Genomic DNA, 15,613 nt, shown 5'->3' on the forward strand with positions numbered 1-15,613 from the left:
AGATTCTACTCGGCCATGCCGGGTGCGTCCGGCAGTGGTGTGACCGTCGCCGAAGTCGAGCCGTCAGCGAGGGTGAGGAGGAGGAGAGCGCCCGGGTGGGCATCCGCCGAACTCCTCAGCACCGCACCGCCGGGCAACTGGGCGATGGCGTAGCCGCGATCGAGGGTGCGCTGGGGCGAGAGCGCGCGCAACTGGGACCGCAGGTCGAGCACACCAGAGCGCGACTTCTCGAGCAGGTGTCCGATGAGCTCTTCGTTCCGGCCGATATAGCGCCCGAGCTCCTCAGCGCGGGAGTCCACAATCCAGGCGGATGCAGTGAGCACCGGGCGCGACCGCAGCTGTTCGAGCCGGTCGATCTCTGTGCGCACCTGGGTCGTCATGCGGCTACCGATGCGGGCGCGGGCCTGTTGCACGCGGGCAAGCTCGTCCGCGACATCCGGTACGACGCGCTTCGCCGCATCCGTCGGAGTGGATGCCCTCAGGTCGGCTACCTCATCGAGAAGTGGCCGATCGGCCTCGTGCCCGATCGCGCTGACGATCGGCGTGACGCACGCGGCAGCCGTGCGCACGAGCGTTTCATCGCTGAAGACCAGAAGATTCTGGAAATCGCCACCGCCGCGGGCCACGATGATCACATCGACATCGGGGTCTGCATCCAGTTTTTTCAGCGCCGCAGTCACTTCACCCGGAGCGCGATCGCCCTGTACTGCGGTGTGCACCACGCGGAACTCGACCGCGGGCCAGCGCAACTGGGCGTTGCGCAGCACATCCTTCTCGGCATCAGAATCCTTGCCGGTGATGAGTCCGATGCAGCCGGGCAAAAAGGGGAGTGGTTTCTTACGATCGAGGTCGAAGAGTCCCTCGGTACGAAGCGTCTGCCGAAGGCGCTCGAGGCGCTCGAGCAGGTCTCCGAGGCCAACATGGCGCATCTCGATGACCTGCATGGTGAGTGAGCCGCCCTTGACCCAGTAATTCGGTTTGACCAGAGTGACGACCCGATCACCCTGCTTGAGATCATTCGGCAGCTTCAACTTCACCGATGACCAAACGGTAAAACCAACCGTCACATCGGTATCCAGGTCTTTGAGTTTTCCGTAGACGTTACTGCCGGAGAGCCCCCACTGGGTGATTTCGCCCTCCACCCAAACCGCACCGAGCCGATCGATCCAGCCTTTGATCTTGGCGGAGAGCAGCGCGACCGGCCACGGCGCATCGACGGTGGATGGCCCGACTTCGATCGTCACGGTCAGCCCTCCCAGTGCGTCGCCAGCGCACCCCCGTAGAATCTGCGAGGTGAGCATCATTACCAACGGCGAGGCCGTCAGCCTGAACATGCCGCGGGTTCCCGCGGTACGCAACAGGCTACGGGACAACCCTGTCGCGGGAGGCAAACGGGTGCTGCTCGCGGCCCCGCGCGGCTACTGTGCAGGAGTGGACCGAGCGGTCATCGCGGTAGAAAAGGCGCTCGAGCACTACGGGTCACCGGTCTACGTGCGCAAACAGATTGTGCACAACATCCACGTGGTGTCGACTCTCGAAAAGCAGGGTGCCATTTTCGTCGACGAGGTCGACGAAGTTCCTGTCGGTGCTCATATCGTTTTTTCCGCACACGGCGTCTCGCCGGCGGTCGTTGCGGCTGCGGCCGCGCGCAACCTCGAGGCCATCGATGCCACCTGCCCTCTGGTGACCAAGGTGCATCGCGAGGCGGTGCGCTTCGCCCGGGACAACTTCCAGATCCTTTTGATCGGCCATGCTGGCCATGAGGAGGTCGAAGGCACCATGGGCCACGCGCCCGAGCGCACGACCCTCGTGAACGGACCGGCGGATGTCGCGACCCTCGAGGTCACCGACCCCGACAACCTGGTCTGGCTCAGCCAGACCACCCTGAGTGTCGACGAGACGATGGAGACGGTGCGCCTGCTACGCGAGCGCTTTCCCGCCCTGCACAATCCGCCGAGTGACGACATCTGCTACGCCACCCAGAATCGCCAGGTCGCTATCAAGAAGGTGGCCGAATCGGCGGAATTGGTCATCGTGGTCGGTTCAGCCAACAGCTCCAACACCGTTCGTCTGGTGGATGTCGCCCTCGAGAACGGCGCGAAGACCGCCTACCGCGTGGATTACGCCAGTGAGATCCAGCAGGAGTGGCTCGACGGCGTCGCAACCGTCGGTGTCACCTCCGGGGCATCCGTACCGGAAGTGCTCGTGCAGGAAGTGCTCGACGACCTCGCCGATGCGGGCTATACCGACGTGCGCCAGGTCGTCACCGCGGAGGAGGATCTGATGTTCTCGCTGCCCAAGGAGTTGCGCACCGACGTCAACGGTAAGGACGACGCTCGGGGGCTCGGGGGCCGCACCCGCCAGCTCGATTGGCAGCAGAAGTGACCGATCAGCCCGAGCGTCCGCAACCCGAGCGCCCGAAGCCGCAGTACGGTGAATATGCCTCGGCGCAGGAGCAGGCGAAGATCATCGCCGATTCTTTCCCGGCAGTGTCACCGCTGAGTGTGCCTTCTCAGACTGTTTCCCCTGTGCCCGTTCCGAATGAGCCTGTTCCGAACGCGCCTGTTCCACACACACCTGTTGCGCCCGCGTCTGTTCCCCCTGTGCCGAAGCCTGCGGCGGGCCGTCGCCGCCGCCGTTGGGACGTCATCCTCACCGCCGGGCTGCTCGGCTATGCCACCATCAACGTGATCGCACAACTGCTCGCGCGTGACACCCTTGCAACGATCGCGAAGCAGTTTTTCGTCGCGCAGGGCATCGGCGACTACACCCCGACGGCGCTCACCGCGAGTCTCGGCACAACCCTCAACGTGATTACGCTCGCGCTGTTCGTCATCACGTTACTGGTGACCACGTGGATGCTGCGAAGCGGCCGAATCGCCTTCTGGGTGCCGATCACCGGTGGGGTCGTTGCGACCATCGTGGCACTGGTTTTCGTCGTGATCCTGCTGCAGTCGGACCCGACCTTCGTGCAATTCTTCGATCGCACCCGGCGCTAGCTGCACCCCGCTGCCCGCACCACCCCGCTGCTCGCACCCACCCGAATCTCCAACACGGGCGAATTCGGACATTCCGGGCCGGCGTGCTGGCCCGTACTGTCCGAACTCGCCCGTGTGAGAGGGGATCGACGGCCCGAGACGAGTTACCCCGGCGCTAGTTCGGTCCGTGCTCGCTAGCTACTCGAGTGACCGGCGGATCCGAGCTGCTTCGTGGCCTCGACGACGCGAGCGGCAAGGGCCGACTCGGCAAGCTTGCCCCAGGACCTCGGGTCGTAGACCTTCTTGTTGCCCACCTCGCCGTCGACCTTGAGAAAACCGTCGTAGTTCTTGAGAACGCTATCGGCGACCGAACGGCTGTAGACGTACTGGGTGTCGGTGTCGATGTTCATCTTCACGACGCCGTTCGCCACCGCGATGGCGATCTCTTCGTCGCTCGACCCGGATCCGCCGTGGAAAACGAGGTCGAGGGGCATCGCCCCGGTGCCGTATCGCGACTGGAGGCCGGCCTGGATTTCACCGAGCAGCTCGGGACGCAGTTTCACGTTGCCCGGTTTGTAGACGCCGTGCACGTTGCCAAAGGTGAGAGCCGCGATGTAACGGCCATTCTCACCGAGGCCGAGAGCCTCGACAGTGGCGATCGCATCATCCAGGGTCGTATACAGGTGCTCGTTGATGTCGTGGCTGACACCGTCTTCCTCGCCGCCGACAACACCGATCTCCACCTCGAGGATCGAGGAGATCGCCTTCATCCGCGGCAGGATCTGCTGGGCGACACGCAAGTTTTCCTCGAGCGGCACCGCCGAGCCGTCCCACATATGCGATTGGAAGATCGGGCCACGACCGGCAGCGACCTCCGACTCGGAAGCAGCGATGAGCGGCAGCAGAAAGTCGTCGAGCGCGTTGGTCGGGCAATGGTCGGTATGCAGCGCGACGGTGATGGGATAGTTTTTCGCCACCTCGGTGACGAACGCGGCGAAGGCGAGAGCTCCGGATGCGCGGGCCTTCACGCTCTGCCCGGCGAAGAAGTCCGCACCACCCGTTGTGACCTGGATGATCCCGTCGGAGCCGGCCGCGGTGAGCCCCTGGAGGATGCCATTGATCGTTGATGACGACGAGGCATTGACTGCCGGGTAGGCGAAGCCGCCGGCTTTCGCCCGGTCGAGCATGTCGGCGTACTGCTCGGGGGTCGCGATGGGCATTGGATCTCCTTCGGTCGCGCAGCACATCCGGATCCGGAGCGCACTCGAGTCTATTGAACTAAAGAACCCCGGATCTTTAGATTGTTCGCGAGTGTGATGGTTGCCGTCGCTGGGTACCCTTGTGGCATGGACACTGCCACCGGATCGACCTTCCAGCACCCCGACCGCAACCTCGGAATGGAGCTGGTGCGAGCGACCGAGGCTGCCGCGATTCGTGCGGTGCCCTTTATCGGGCGCGGCGACAAGCTCGCTGCCGATGGAGCCGCCGTTGATGCCATGCGCAAGTTTCTCGGCACCGTCGACTTCGATGGACTGGTGATCATTGGTGAGGGCGAGAAGGATCACGCCCCGATGCTTTACAACGGCGAGCGTGTCGGCACGGGGCAGGGGCAGGCCTGCGACATCGCGGTCGACCCGATCGACGGCACCTCACTCACTGCAGCCGGCCGGCAGAACGCCCTGTCGATGATTGCGGTGGCGGACCGCGGCAGCATGTACGACCCCTCTGCCGTCTTCTACATGGACAAGATCGTCACCGGTCACGAGGGTCACGGGGTCGTCGACCTCCGCAAGCCGATCGGCGAGAACATCCGCGCCCTCGCGAAGGCGATGCACAAAGATGTTGCGGATCTGGTCGTAGCAGTGCTCGACCGTCCGCGTCACGCCCAGCTCATCGAGGACATCCGCGAGGCGGGAGCCGGCACCAGACTGCTGCTCGACGGGGATGTGGCCGGCGGCATCAACGCTGCGCGCTACGACGCCCGCATCGACATGTGTGTCGGCCGTGGCGGCACGCCGGAGGGCATCATCACCGCCTGCGCCCTCAAGGGACTCGGGGGATTCATCCAAGCCAAACTCGCGCCGCAGAGTGACGACGAGCGCCAGAAGGCAATCGACGCCGGGCACGATCTCGATCGCATTCTCGAGATTAACGACCTGGTCACAAGCGATAACACCTACTTTGTCGCGACCGGTGTCACCGACGGCCAGCTCGTCGGCGGGGTGCGCAAAAAAGGTCCGATCATCAGCACAGAGAGCATTGTGCTGCGGGGCCGCTCGGGCACGATTCGACGGGTCGTGGCCGATCACCTCGCCGAGAAATGGCTGTAGGCGCCCAGTTCTGACTGTCAGTCGGACAAGCCCGGCTTCACCTCACGAGCACTCACGATCTCGAGCTCTTCGACGAGCTCGAAAGCGGTGAGGTCGCGGGGGAGTTCCTCGATCTCGGCGTGCGTACCGAGCACTTTCGACGGCTCGAGCAGGTTGAGTTTTCGAGCAGAGGGCAACACCTGGCGTTCGAGTGAACCGACGAATCCGTTGTAGTTCTTCACCGTGCTCTCGATCGAACGACCGAGCTTCTCGATGTGGCCGGCGAGGGTGGCAAGACGACCGTACAGTTCGCGACTGGTCTCGAAGAGCATCTTCGCCTCCTGCGTCACCACATCCTGCTGCCAGCTGAAGGCCACGGTCTTCAGCACTGACCATAGCGACACCGGGGAGACCAGTGCCACTTTCTTGGAGAACGCGTAATCCATGATCCCAGGATCGGCTTCCATCGCAGACGAGACAAGCGACTCGGAGGGGATGAACGCCACCACGAACTCCGGCGACGCATCCAGCCCATCCCAATACGCCTTGCTGCTCAGGGTGTCGACGTGGGCCCTGATCGCGCGCACATGCTGCTTGATGAGGGACTGCCGTCGCGCACCCTCCTCCCCGGTCGCGGTCACGGCAATCTGGCTCGCTTCGAGGTAGGCGGTGAACGGCACCTTCGCGTCGACGGCGATGTTCTTGCCGCCGGGCAGGTGGATGACCATATCCGGTCGGCCGGCACCGGCATCCGAGGAGATGGATGACTGCACGTCGAAGTCGACCCGCTCGATCAGGCCGGCTGCCTGCACCACATTGCGCAGTTGGGTCTCGCCCCAGACGCCGCGCGTGGCGTTGTTGCGCAGCGCGGACGCGAGCGACTCTGCCGTGCTTCGCAGGCGCTCCTCCGACTCCGTGGCGTTGCGCAGCTGCTGGGTCAGTTCGCCGTGCTGCAGGCTGCGCTGGGTCTCGAGCTCTGTGACCTTCAGTTGCATGCTGCGGAGGGATTCTTGCACCGGGGTCAGCGCTTGCAGTACCTTGCTCTCCCGCTGCTGCCGGTCGGCCTCGGCTAGCTGGTCTTGGCGCTGACGATCAACCAGATCCTGATACTGCTGCTGTTGCGCGGCGACCTGCTCCTTCAGCGCGAGTGCAGTGGCCTGGATCGCGGCGAGCTCGGCTGCGAGTTGTGCTCTCACGGTCGCTTCCTCTGCGCGCACGGCACCGAGAGCGAGTTCGTTCTGGGATGCGAGGAGGGCCGGGTCGACCCCGAGTGGGGCATCCGCCCTCCGCGCGCGCGCAAACAACAGCCCGATGACGGTGCCGAGCACGATTCCGATGACCAGTCCGACGATGAGCGATGCGATGGGATCCATCCGGCCAGTCTGGCAGCGAGCTCCGACACTGCTGTCATCACCCGCTCGGCACAAAACATTTCGAGAACAATACGGTGTGCCTGATCGGCTGGATCGCAGCAAATCGCGCGGCTAGCATGGCGGCATGGACATCGTGAATCATTGGATCGGCGGCTCATCCGTCGCAGGCGACTCGACCCGCACCGCTCCCGTATTCGACCCGGCGCTCGGCACTGTCGCCCGCGAAGTGCGACTGGCGACGACCGCGGATGTCGACGGGGCCGTTGCCGTAGCGAAAGCCGCCTTCCCGGCGTGGGCCGAGACATCCCTCGCCAAACGACAGTCGATCATCTTCACCTTCCGCGAACTGCTGAACTCCCGCAAGCAGGAGCTTGCCGAGGTCCTTACCGCAGAACACGGCAAGGTGCTCTCCGATGCGCTCGGCGAGATCGCCCGCGGACTCGAGGTGGTGGAGTTCGCCACCGGCTTTCCGCACATGATGAAGGGCGAGTACTCGGAGAACGTATCGACCGGGGTCGATGTGTATTCGACCCGTGAGCCGCTCGGCGTCGTCGGCATCATCAGCCCGTTCAACTTTCCGGCGATGGTCCCGCTCTGGTTCTTCCCGATCGCGATCGCAGCAGGCAATACCGTGGTGCTGAAGCCGAGCGAGAAGGATCCGTCTTCATCCAACTGGCTTGCCGCGCTGTTCACCGAGGCTGGGCTCCCCGACGGCGTATTCAACGTTGTTCACGGTGACAAGGTGGCCGTGGATGCACTGCTCGAGCATCCGGATGTCGCCTCGATCTCCTTCGTCGGCTCCACTCCGATCGCCCGCTACATCTACGAGACCGGATCCAAGCACGGCAAGCGCGTCCAGGCGCTCGGCGGGGCGAAGAACCACATGCTGGTGCTGCCGGATGCCGACCTCGACCTCGTCGCCGACTCTGCGGTCAACGCGGGCTTCGGCTCGGCGGGGGAGCGGTGCATGGCCATCAGTGTTCTCGTCGCAGTCGAACCGGTCGCCGATGAGCTGATCGCGAAGATCGCCTCACGGATGTCGCAGCTCACGGTGGGCGACGGACGCCGCAACTGTGACATGGGCCCGCTGATCACGAAGGAGCATCGCGACAAGGTCGTCGGCTACATCGACATCGCGATCGAGGATGGAGCAACGGTGGTCGTGGATGGTCGCGGCATCAACGTGGATGGCGCGGCCGACGGCTTCTGGCTCGGCCCAACGCTCATCGATGCCGTACCGACCGACTCCCGGGTGTACACGGACGAGATCTTCGGCCCGGTGCTCTCGGTGGTGCGGGTGGCCTCCTACGACGAGGGCGTTGCGCTGATCAATGCGTCACGCTACGGAAATGGCACCGCGATCTTCACCAACGACGGCGGGGCAGCGCGGCGGTTCCAGCGCCAGGTGCAGGTCGGCATGGTGGGAATCAACGTGCCGATCCCGGTGCCGGTTGCCTACTTCTCGTTCGGCGGCTGGAAGCAGTCGCTGTTCGGCGACACGAAGGCGTACGGGGCCGACGGTATCCACTTCTTCACGCGGCAGAAGGCGGTCACCATGCGCTGGCTCGACCCGAGCCACGGCGGCATCAACCTGGGCTTCCCGCAGAACTAGGCGCGGAACATCGGGGCCGGGGCCGAGGCCTGGGCCGAGTCCGTTGCGCGAGGACCGATCGCTCCGATGCGTGCCCCCGTGATCCGCGCGAGCTCTTCGATCGAGCCCGCATCGTGTCGCCGGGCGGCGTGGACGATGATCGCGGCACAGGCTTCCGAGTCGGCGAGTGCGTCGTGGTGGGCGAAGTCCTCAAAGCCTGCCGCCATCGCCGCGACCGGCAGCCGGTATGAGTCGAGCGTGTAGGTCTTGCGGGCAACCTGGAGGCTGCAGAGGTAGCCGAAACCGGGGATGTCCATGACGCTGGCTCGGCAGGCGGCGGAGATCACCCCCATGTCAAACCTGGCATTGTGGGCGACGAGCAGGTCATCGCCGGCGAAGGCCACGAGGTCGGGCAGCTGCTCACTCCAGAGCTTCGCGTCCGCGACATCCGGTGCCATGATGCCGTGGATGCGGGTGTTCCACTCGGTGAAGTGATCGAACCCGGCTGGCGGGCGGATGAACCAGGCCACCCGGTCGACGACGACGCCGTCACGCACCTTCACCAACCCCACCGAGCAGGCGGAGGCGGCCGAGGAATTAGCGGTCTCAAAGTCGATTGCGGTGAAGTTGAGAGCCATTGCGTCATCGTCTCACGGACGTGCGACGGTGCCAGCGGAGTGCGCTGGCGATCCGCACGATTGGGGTTCGCGCCTCACGGACCTGCGGCGCCCCCTTTTCGCGTTTTCGGGTTCCCGGTCTGCTCGCCTCCCTAGGATTAAGGCATGTCTGAGGTGCGCGACCCCACCGATCTTGAGCGCACGATCGTGCTGGCCCAGTCCGGGCGTGCGACCACTGTCAACGTGCTCGAATCGCTCGCGGTGAGTCAGGTGATCGTGCCGAGTGCGACCGAAGTCGTCGACAACCTCAACCAGCTGCAGCCGGTGCTGTTCGAGGTCGACGGCATCTCGATGCTCGCGGTGTTCACCCACGACGACCAGATCGCCGAGTTCGGTCAGCTCGCCGAATTCGGGGTGTCGATAGTCGGACGCTCGCTGCTGGCATCGATCCCACCCGGTGCTGGGATCGTCGTAAATCCCAGCCGGTCGATCGGCTTCGAGCTGCTGCCGGAGGGCATCGGTCTGTTTCTGACCGAGCTGCACGGTCGTGAGGTTGAGGCGTGAGGTTGAGTCGTGAGGTCTCGTCGTGAGGTCTCGTCGTGAGGTTGAGCCGTGGACGATGCACGCGAGCCGCACGCTCTGCTTCCGGACGGTGCTGCGGTAACAGTCCAATGCGACGCGCTCGTTAGACTTACCCGTCGTGGCTCTTACTATTGCAATCGTCGGTCTGCCCAATGTCGGCAAGTCCACCCTGTTCAACGCGCTCACCAAGAACCAGGTGCTGGCAGCGAACTATCCCTTCGCCACGATTGAGCCCAACGTGGGGGTCGTGAGCCTCCCAGATCCGCGTCTCGACACGCTCGCTGCGCTGTTCGGAAGCGAGCGTATCCTCGCCGCCCCAGTCTCGTTCGTCGACATCGCCGGCATCGTCAAGGGCGCCTCGGTCGGCGAGGGGCTCGGCAACAAGTTCCTTGCCAACATCCGGGAGGCGGATGCCATCGCCCAGGTGATCCGCGGATTCGCCGACCCGGATGTGGTGCACGTCGACGGCAAAGTCGATGCGGCCTCCGACATGGAGACCATCAATACCGAACTCATCCTCGCCGACCTGCAGACCCTCGAAAAGGCCGTGCCGCGCTACGAGAAGGAAGTCAAAACCAAGCGCACCGAGCCGGCCGTGCTCGCCGCTGCCGTCGAGGCTCAGATCTTTCTCGACGCTGGCAAGCCGCTCTCGTCATCCACCATCGACATCTCGCTCATCCAGGAGCTCGGTCTGCTCACCACAAAGCCCTTCATCTATGTGTTCAACGTGGACGAGGACGTGCTGCAGGATGCCGCGGCTCTGGCCACTCTCGCGGCACTGGTCGCCCCGGCCACGGCCATCTTCCTCGACGCCAAACTCGAGTCCGAGCTCATCGACCTCTCCCCGGAGGATGCTGCGGAACTGCTCGCCTCCACCGGCCAGGAGGAGAGCGGACTCAGCCAACTCGCCCGCATTGGCTTCGACACCCTCGGGCTGCAGACCTACCTGACCGCCGGACCGAAGGAGGCGCGTGCCTGGACCATCCCGAAGGGTGCCAAAGCCCCGCAGGCGGCGGGCGTCATCCACACCGACTTCGAAAAGGGTTTCATCAAGGCCGAGGTGATCGGCTTCCAGGACCTCGTCGATACTGGCTCGATCGCCGAGGCTCGCGCCAAGGGCAAGGCCCGCATCGAGGGCAAGGAATACGTGATGCAGGACGGCGATGTCGTGGAGTTCCGCTTCAATAACTGACCCTGAGCCTGATGGATGCCGCACACGGTGCTGCGAACTGCGGCAAATGGTCGCCATTACGCGGTTCAACCGACATTTCGCCGCAGTTCGCGAGCATCCACCGAGCCACTTTCGAAAGGACAGCATGAGCCTGGTCCGACTGAACGACGTAGAACTCCGCTACGAGAACACGCCGATCCTGCGCGAGGCATTCTTCCGGCTCGACGGCACAGACCGCGTCGGGATGATCGGACGCAACGGGTCGGGCAAGACCAGCATCCTCAAGCTCATCGTCGAACAGGTGACCCCGGATGCCGGCACCGTCACTGTCGATCCCGGCACCCGGATCGGCTACTTCTCGCAGTTTTCCGAGCTCGATGGCACCGCGACGATCATCGAGGTGCTCGAGGGCCTTTTTGGTGAGATCACGGACATCGAGACCGAGCTCGCCTCGATTGATGAGCAGATCGCCGCTGTCACCGCCACTGTGACCGCCACTCAGACTGTCGCAAGCCCGACCGCCGACCTCGACGCCCTCATCCATCGCCAATCGGAGCTGTTCGGCGAGATGGACCGGCTGGATGGCTGGGACTATCACCGCCGCATCGACACCGCACTCACGACTCTCGGTTTCACCGCCGCACACCGCCTCTGCGCGATCGATGAACTCTCGGGCGGATGGCGCAACCGCGCAGCACTTGCGAAGATCCTGCTCGAAGATCCGGATGTGCTTCTGCTCGATGAACCGACGAACTTCCTCGATGTTGCCGGTGTCGAATGGCTCGAAACCTGGTTCCGCACCTTCCAGGGCGCCGCGGTCATCGTCTCGCACGATCGCAAGTTCCTTGATGCCGTTGCGACCCGCATTATCGAAATCGAGAACTACCACCTGCACGAGTATCCGGGCAATTTTGGCGAGTACATCATCCAGAAGCAGTTTCGCCTGAAGACCCTCGAGGCTCAGTTCCAGCACGAGTCGGAGCTGCTGGCGTTCGAGGCGGAGGGCATCGCCGACCGCCGGGATGCCGCGAAGGCGGAGAGCCGCGGGTTGGATAAGCAGCTCTCGCAGATCAAGAAGTCGCGCGCTCCTCGGCCCGTCGACCAGATCATCACCGAGATTTACGGCGGTCTTCACGTCAAGGATGTGCTGTGCCGCATCGAGGGACTGGGTAAATCCTTTGGCGACCGGGTGCTTTTCGAGGCGCTCTCACTCGAAATCCGACGGGGTAATCGCATCGTGGTGAGCGGCGCGAACGGTAGCGGCAAGACAACGCTGCTTCGCGTGCTCACCGGTGAGGAGAAAGCGGATGGTGGAGCGGTCGCCTGGGCCGCTGGCGCAAAGGTCGTCTCGTACAACCAGGTGCTCGCCGAACTCGACGACACCGACACGGTCACCCACGCCGTCAACGCCTACCCCGACAGCCTCGCCCTCACGGCGACCCGCAAGTCGGTTGGCAGGTTCCTCGCAATGTTCCGGTTCTCCGAAGCCGACCTCAAGAACCGGATCGGCAATCTCTCCGGTGGCCAGCGCGCCAGGGTCGCCATGGCGCAGTGCCTGCTGTCCGGAGCATCCGTGCTCCTGCTCGACGAGCCGACCAACCACCTCGACCTGGCCAGCACCCAGGTGATGGAGCGGGCACTGCTGCACTTCCCCGGAGCGATCGTCGTCGTCAGTCACGATCGATTCTTCAGCGAGAAGATTGCCAACTGCCGGATTATTTTTGGTTCGGATGGCGCGCAGCCCGGTGAGTTGCAGGTGCGCGCGGCCTGATTGTGTGCAGCCGCGCCCACCTGCGCTCATGATCCGGGCGAATTCGGCCTTTGTGGGCCGGCATGCCGGCCCACACTGTCCGAACTCGCCCGGATCGGATGAGCCAGTCTGGACGTCGACCACTAGCCGGGCGAGCGACTAGCCCGTATCGCCTTCCACGCCCCGGTCGACCAGAGCGCCCAGATGACGAGGATCGGCTGGAACAGTAGCCGGATGCCACGCGACAGGTCGCTGTTGAGGCCGAAGGAATCGGTCTGCGTGACCAACTGGGAGATGTTGCCCGGCAGAATCAGCAGGAAGAACACTGCGACGACCAGGCCCACAAGGACCCTTCGCCTGGCGAGAAGAACAAGCGCGAGTCCGAGCGTGATTTCGACGATTCCGGATGCGACCACAACGAAGTCTGTGTCGAGAGGTAGCCAGGGTGGCACCTGGGCGCGAAATGCCACTCGACTCACCGTGAGATGGCTGATGCCAGCCAGGAGAAGAAAGGCTCCGAGCAGGAGGCGGCCGATGGTGCGGGGCACGGAGGTGCGCAGTGCGGAGGGTTGCAGCACAGATTTGAGCAGCACAGATTTGCGTAGGGCAGGAGGACGGGACTCGGCTGGAGGGGTCACCCCATAATCCTAAACAGCACCTCAGCACCGAGCCGTCTCAGCACCGGGCGCAGGACCACCGGGCGCCGGCTCACCCACCGAGGCTCGTGCTCAGGTCGTGACCCCCACATGGCTGCGGGCGTGCACGATCGCCGCGTCGAGATCATCGAAGAGGTGATTCTCGTGGCGCAGGGAGCGGATCACGCCCACCCGTGTCGCGAGCCGCAGATGCTGTTCCTGGATGCCTTTGACGAGCACGGTGATCCCGCGTCCCTCGAGGCCGTCAATCATCTCCGTGATCACGCGTGCCCCCGTGGCATCCATCACCTGCAACTGAGAGAGGCGCAGTATCACGACGTCGACTCCGGTGATTTGCGTTACTTTATCGAGCATCCGCTCCGCTGCACCAAAGAAGAGTGCGCCCTCGAAGCGGAACAGCGCGATGTGTTCGTCACCGGGGAGGGCTGGTGCCGGTATCGGCTCGCGATGCACGCCCCCGGACTTCGACAGGGTACGCAGGGCGAAGAAGGCGGCGGCGGCGATACCGATACCGACGGCCACGATCAGGTCGAATGACACGGTGATCAGGGCGGTGAGTATGAAGACCACCGTGTCGGATCGCGTGGATCCCACGACACTGCGCACCGTGGTCAGAGAGACCATGCGCGTTGCAGTAACCATGAGAACTCCGGCGAGGGCCGCGAGGGGGATCTCGGATACCACGCCGGAAGCGAGGGCGACGATCCCGAGCAGCACGATCGAATGGATGATTGCGGCGAGACGGGAGCGTCCGCCAGATCGCACGTTCACCGCGGTGCGGGCGATGGCTCCGGTCGCGGGCATTCCCCCGAAAAAGCCCGAGGCAACCGATGCCAGCCCCTGGCCAACGAGCTCGCGGTCCGGGTCGTATGTACCGGTGTCGGCAAGCGCGGCACCGACCCGTGCGGAAAGCAACGATTCAATGGCGGCCAGCGCTGCCACCGTGAGAATCGGGCCAACGAGCGAGCCGAAGATTGCCGGGTCGAGAGGGGGAAGGCTCGGGGCGGGAAGGGAGCTGGGCAGGGCGCCGATTCGCGCAAGGGGCAGGTTACCGACGGCAGCGATAGCAGAGACAATGACGATGGCGAGCAGCGATCCGGGGATCTTTGGATGGATGCGTGGTGCGAGCACCATAATGACCGCCACCAGCACGACGGCACCGATTGCCCACGCGAGAGTGGCCGGATTCACGGTCGCGAATGACTCGATCGCGGCGAGAAACGCGTTACTGCTTTTTCCGGCGGCGCTGCCGATTGCGGCGGGTACCTGCTGGAGGAAAATAATGACGGCGATGCCGAAGGTGAACCCCTCGATCACCGGCCACGGGATGTAGGAGACGACCCGGCCGAGCCGCAGCACCCCGGCAACGACGACTACGATCCCCGCCGCAAGACTGACCAGCGCCACGACAGCGGTGCCGTGAGCGATGACCACCGGTCCGAGAACGACCACCATCGCCCCGGTCGGTCCGGAGACCTGGATGTTCGATCCTCCGAAGACCGCGGCCACAATTCCCGCGATAATGGCCGTCACGAGGCCGCTTTCTGCCCCGGCGCCGGAACTCACTCCGAATGCCAGTGCCAGTGGCAGCGCGACGATACCGACGGTGATACCGGCCAGAAGGTCACCGCGCCACGTACGTTTCACCGAGGAATAGTCTCGCCAGCTGGGTAAAAGTGCACGCATCGAAGTGCTGGCTGCCATCGGGGTTCCTCCACGAGTACCGAAGTCTCGGAAGCCGGTATCTACCTCAACGATACTTCTGCAGGGTCATAGGTCCCGGGTCTTTGGTCCCGGCACGCGTCCCAGCGACTGTTCGGCTGTATCGAAACCACACTCACGAGACTCCTGTGCAGCGCACCCCGCAGTGAGCCGACAGGGCACAAATAGGGGTGTCCGGCGAATTCACAGGCTGTGCTCAGTGGTCCAGCACAAACCTTCGTGGTTGCCTGTAGGTATGACCGAGATTCCGATGTTCCCTTTAGGCTCCGTGCTCTTTCCTCACATGCCGTTACCGTTGCGGGTTTTTGAGGAGCGCTACCTCGTAATGCTGTCGCGGATCCTGCCCGATGAACCATCTGAGTTCGGAGTCGTGCTTATCGAACGTGGCCAGGAGGTCGGCGGAGGGGAGCAGCGTTTCACCGTCGGTACCGTGGCCCAAGTGCAGCAACTGGATGCGACAGAGGACTTCGTCGTGCTGGTTGCGCAGGGGGAGCGTCGCATCGAGATTCTCGAATGGCTCGAAGAGGATCCGCATCCGGTCGCGCGGGTGCGAGACATCCCTGACCTCACGTGGACCGACGAACTCTTGCCCCTGCGGCAACGTGCGGAGGACGCCGTTCGCCGCACGTTACGGCTGGCGAGCGAGACCAGCGACCAGCTGTGGTCAGCGGATGTCGAGATCTCCGACGACCCCACAGCCGCGGCCTGGCAGTTGGCCGCGGTGGCTCCCCTCGGCGAACTGGACCAGATCGCTCTGCTGCGGTCCGAGACAATGGAAGCCCTTCTCACTGCCCTCATCGAGCTGATGGATACCGTGGAGCAGTCGCTGAGCACGCCCTGGCCCGGGGAATAACCCGGCGTAGT

At 64.1% G+C, this 15,613-nt stretch carries 14 protein-coding genes; 8 read left to right on the forward strand and 6 right to left on the reverse strand.

Annotated elements, in window-relative coordinates; translation table 11 throughout:
- Positions 1-5: 5 nt before the first annotated feature.
- Positions 6-1,244: an exodeoxyribonuclease VII large subunit gene (xseA, locus tag IWX88_RS05275; protein WP_370568187.1), complete on the reverse strand. Its 1,239-nt coding sequence runs from the start codon at positions 1,242-1,244 to the stop codon at positions 6-8.
- Positions 1,245-1,332: 88 nt separating this feature from the next.
- Between xseA and IWX88_RS05280 the strand changes: the two genes are divergently transcribed.
- Together IWX88_RS05280 and IWX88_RS05285 are read left to right on the forward strand one after the other, a co-directional pair.
- Positions 1,333-2,385: a 4-hydroxy-3-methylbut-2-enyl diphosphate reductase gene (locus IWX88_RS05280; protein WP_196828866.1), complete on the forward strand. Its 1,053-nt coding sequence runs from the start codon at positions 1,333-1,335 to the stop codon at positions 2,383-2,385.
- Positions 2,382-2,999 carry a DUF6264 family protein gene (locus tag IWX88_RS05285; RefSeq protein ID WP_196828028.1) on the forward strand — a complete coding sequence of 206 codons (618 nt, stop codon included), beginning with the start codon at positions 2,382-2,384 and terminating at the stop codon, positions 2,997-2,999. Before IWX88_RS05280 ends, IWX88_RS05285 begins: the two co-directional genes overlap by 4 nt.
- A gap of 173 nt (positions 3,000-3,172) precedes the next feature.
- Here IWX88_RS05285 and fbaA read toward each other — a convergent pair whose 3' ends face one another.
- Complete coding sequence (fbaA, locus tag IWX88_RS05290) at positions 3,173-4,198, reverse strand: class II fructose-bisphosphate aldolase (RefSeq protein WP_196828030.1); 1,026 nt, start codon at positions 4,196-4,198, stop codon at positions 3,173-3,175.
- A gap of 126 nt (positions 4,199-4,324) precedes the next feature.
- Here fbaA and glpX point away from each other — a divergent pair, with 126 nt between their 5' ends.
- Positions 4,325-5,308 carry a class II fructose-bisphosphatase gene (glpX, locus tag IWX88_RS05295; protein WP_196828032.1) on the forward strand — a complete coding sequence of 328 codons (984 nt, stop codon included), beginning with the start codon at positions 4,325-4,327 and terminating at the stop codon, positions 5,306-5,308.
- Positions 5,309-5,325: 17 nt separating this feature from the next.
- Here the strand turns inward: glpX and IWX88_RS05300 are convergent, their stop codons facing one another.
- The gene (locus tag IWX88_RS05300) at positions 5,326-6,660 is read right to left on the reverse strand and encodes a DNA recombination protein RmuC (RefSeq protein WP_196828035.1); all 1,335 of its coding nucleotides are present in this window, start codon (positions 6,658-6,660) and stop codon (positions 5,326-5,328) included.
- A gap of 124 nt (positions 6,661-6,784) precedes the next feature.
- Here IWX88_RS05300 and IWX88_RS05305 point away from each other — a divergent pair, with 124 nt between their 5' ends.
- Positions 6,785-8,272 carry a CoA-acylating methylmalonate-semialdehyde dehydrogenase gene (locus IWX88_RS05305; RefSeq protein WP_196828037.1) on the forward strand — a complete coding sequence of 496 codons (1,488 nt, stop codon included), beginning with the start codon at positions 6,785-6,787 and terminating at the stop codon, positions 8,270-8,272.
- Here IWX88_RS05305 and IWX88_RS05310 read toward each other — a convergent pair.
- Positions 8,269-8,889: an exonuclease domain-containing protein gene (locus IWX88_RS05310; RefSeq protein ID WP_196828039.1), complete on the reverse strand. Its 621-nt coding sequence runs from the start codon at positions 8,887-8,889 to the stop codon at positions 8,269-8,271. The two genes, IWX88_RS05305 and IWX88_RS05310, sit on opposite strands and share 4 nt — an antisense overlap.
- Positions 8,890-9,033: 144 nt before the next feature.
- Here IWX88_RS05310 and IWX88_RS05315 point away from each other — a divergent pair, with 144 nt between their 5' ends.
- The 3 genes from IWX88_RS05315 to IWX88_RS05325 all read left to right on the forward strand — a co-directional run bounded on the left by IWX88_RS05315 (position 9,034) and on the right by IWX88_RS05325 (position 12,392).
- Positions 9,034-9,432, forward strand: a complete 399-nt coding sequence (locus tag IWX88_RS05315; protein WP_196828041.1) for an SseB family protein — start codon at positions 9,034-9,036, stop codon at positions 9,430-9,432.
- 136 nt (positions 9,433-9,568) lie between these two features.
- On the forward strand, positions 9,569-10,642 hold the full coding sequence (gene ychF / locus IWX88_RS05320; protein WP_196828043.1) for a redox-regulated ATPase YchF: 1,074 nt from the start codon (positions 9,569-9,571) through the stop codon (positions 10,640-10,642).
- Positions 10,643-10,766: 124 nt separating this feature from the next.
- The gene (locus tag IWX88_RS05325) at positions 10,767-12,392 is read left to right on the forward strand and encodes an ABC-F family ATP-binding cassette domain-containing protein (RefSeq protein ID WP_196828045.1); all 1,626 of its coding nucleotides are present in this window, start codon (positions 10,767-10,769) and stop codon (positions 12,390-12,392) included.
- Between the two features lie 122 nt (positions 12,393-12,514).
- Here IWX88_RS05325 and IWX88_RS05330 read toward each other — a convergent pair whose 3' ends face one another.
- Together IWX88_RS05330 and IWX88_RS05335 are read right to left on the reverse strand one after the other, a co-directional pair.
- Positions 12,515-12,961 carry a hypothetical protein gene (locus IWX88_RS05330; protein ID WP_231368958.1) on the reverse strand — a complete coding sequence of 149 codons (447 nt, stop codon included), beginning with the start codon at positions 12,959-12,961 and terminating at the stop codon, positions 12,515-12,517.
- Between the two features lie 138 nt (positions 12,962-13,099).
- Positions 13,100-14,731, reverse strand: coding sequence for a SulP family inorganic anion transporter (locus tag IWX88_RS05335; protein ID WP_196828047.1), 1,632 nt, complete (start codon positions 14,729-14,731; stop codon positions 13,100-13,102).
- 253 nt (positions 14,732-14,984) lie between these two features.
- On the opposite strand from IWX88_RS05335, the gene IWX88_RS05340 reads away from it, so the two are divergent.
- Positions 14,985-15,602 carry an LON peptidase substrate-binding domain-containing protein gene (locus tag IWX88_RS05340; protein ID WP_196828049.1) on the forward strand — a complete coding sequence of 206 codons (618 nt, stop codon included), beginning with the start codon at positions 14,985-14,987 and terminating at the stop codon, positions 15,600-15,602.
- Positions 15,603-15,613: the final 11 nt, after the last annotated feature.

This window comes from Frigoribacterium sp. CG_9.8, from assembly GCF_015751965.1.
Classification (GTDB): Bacteria; Actinomycetota; Actinomycetes; order Actinomycetales; family Microbacteriaceae; genus Lacisediminihabitans.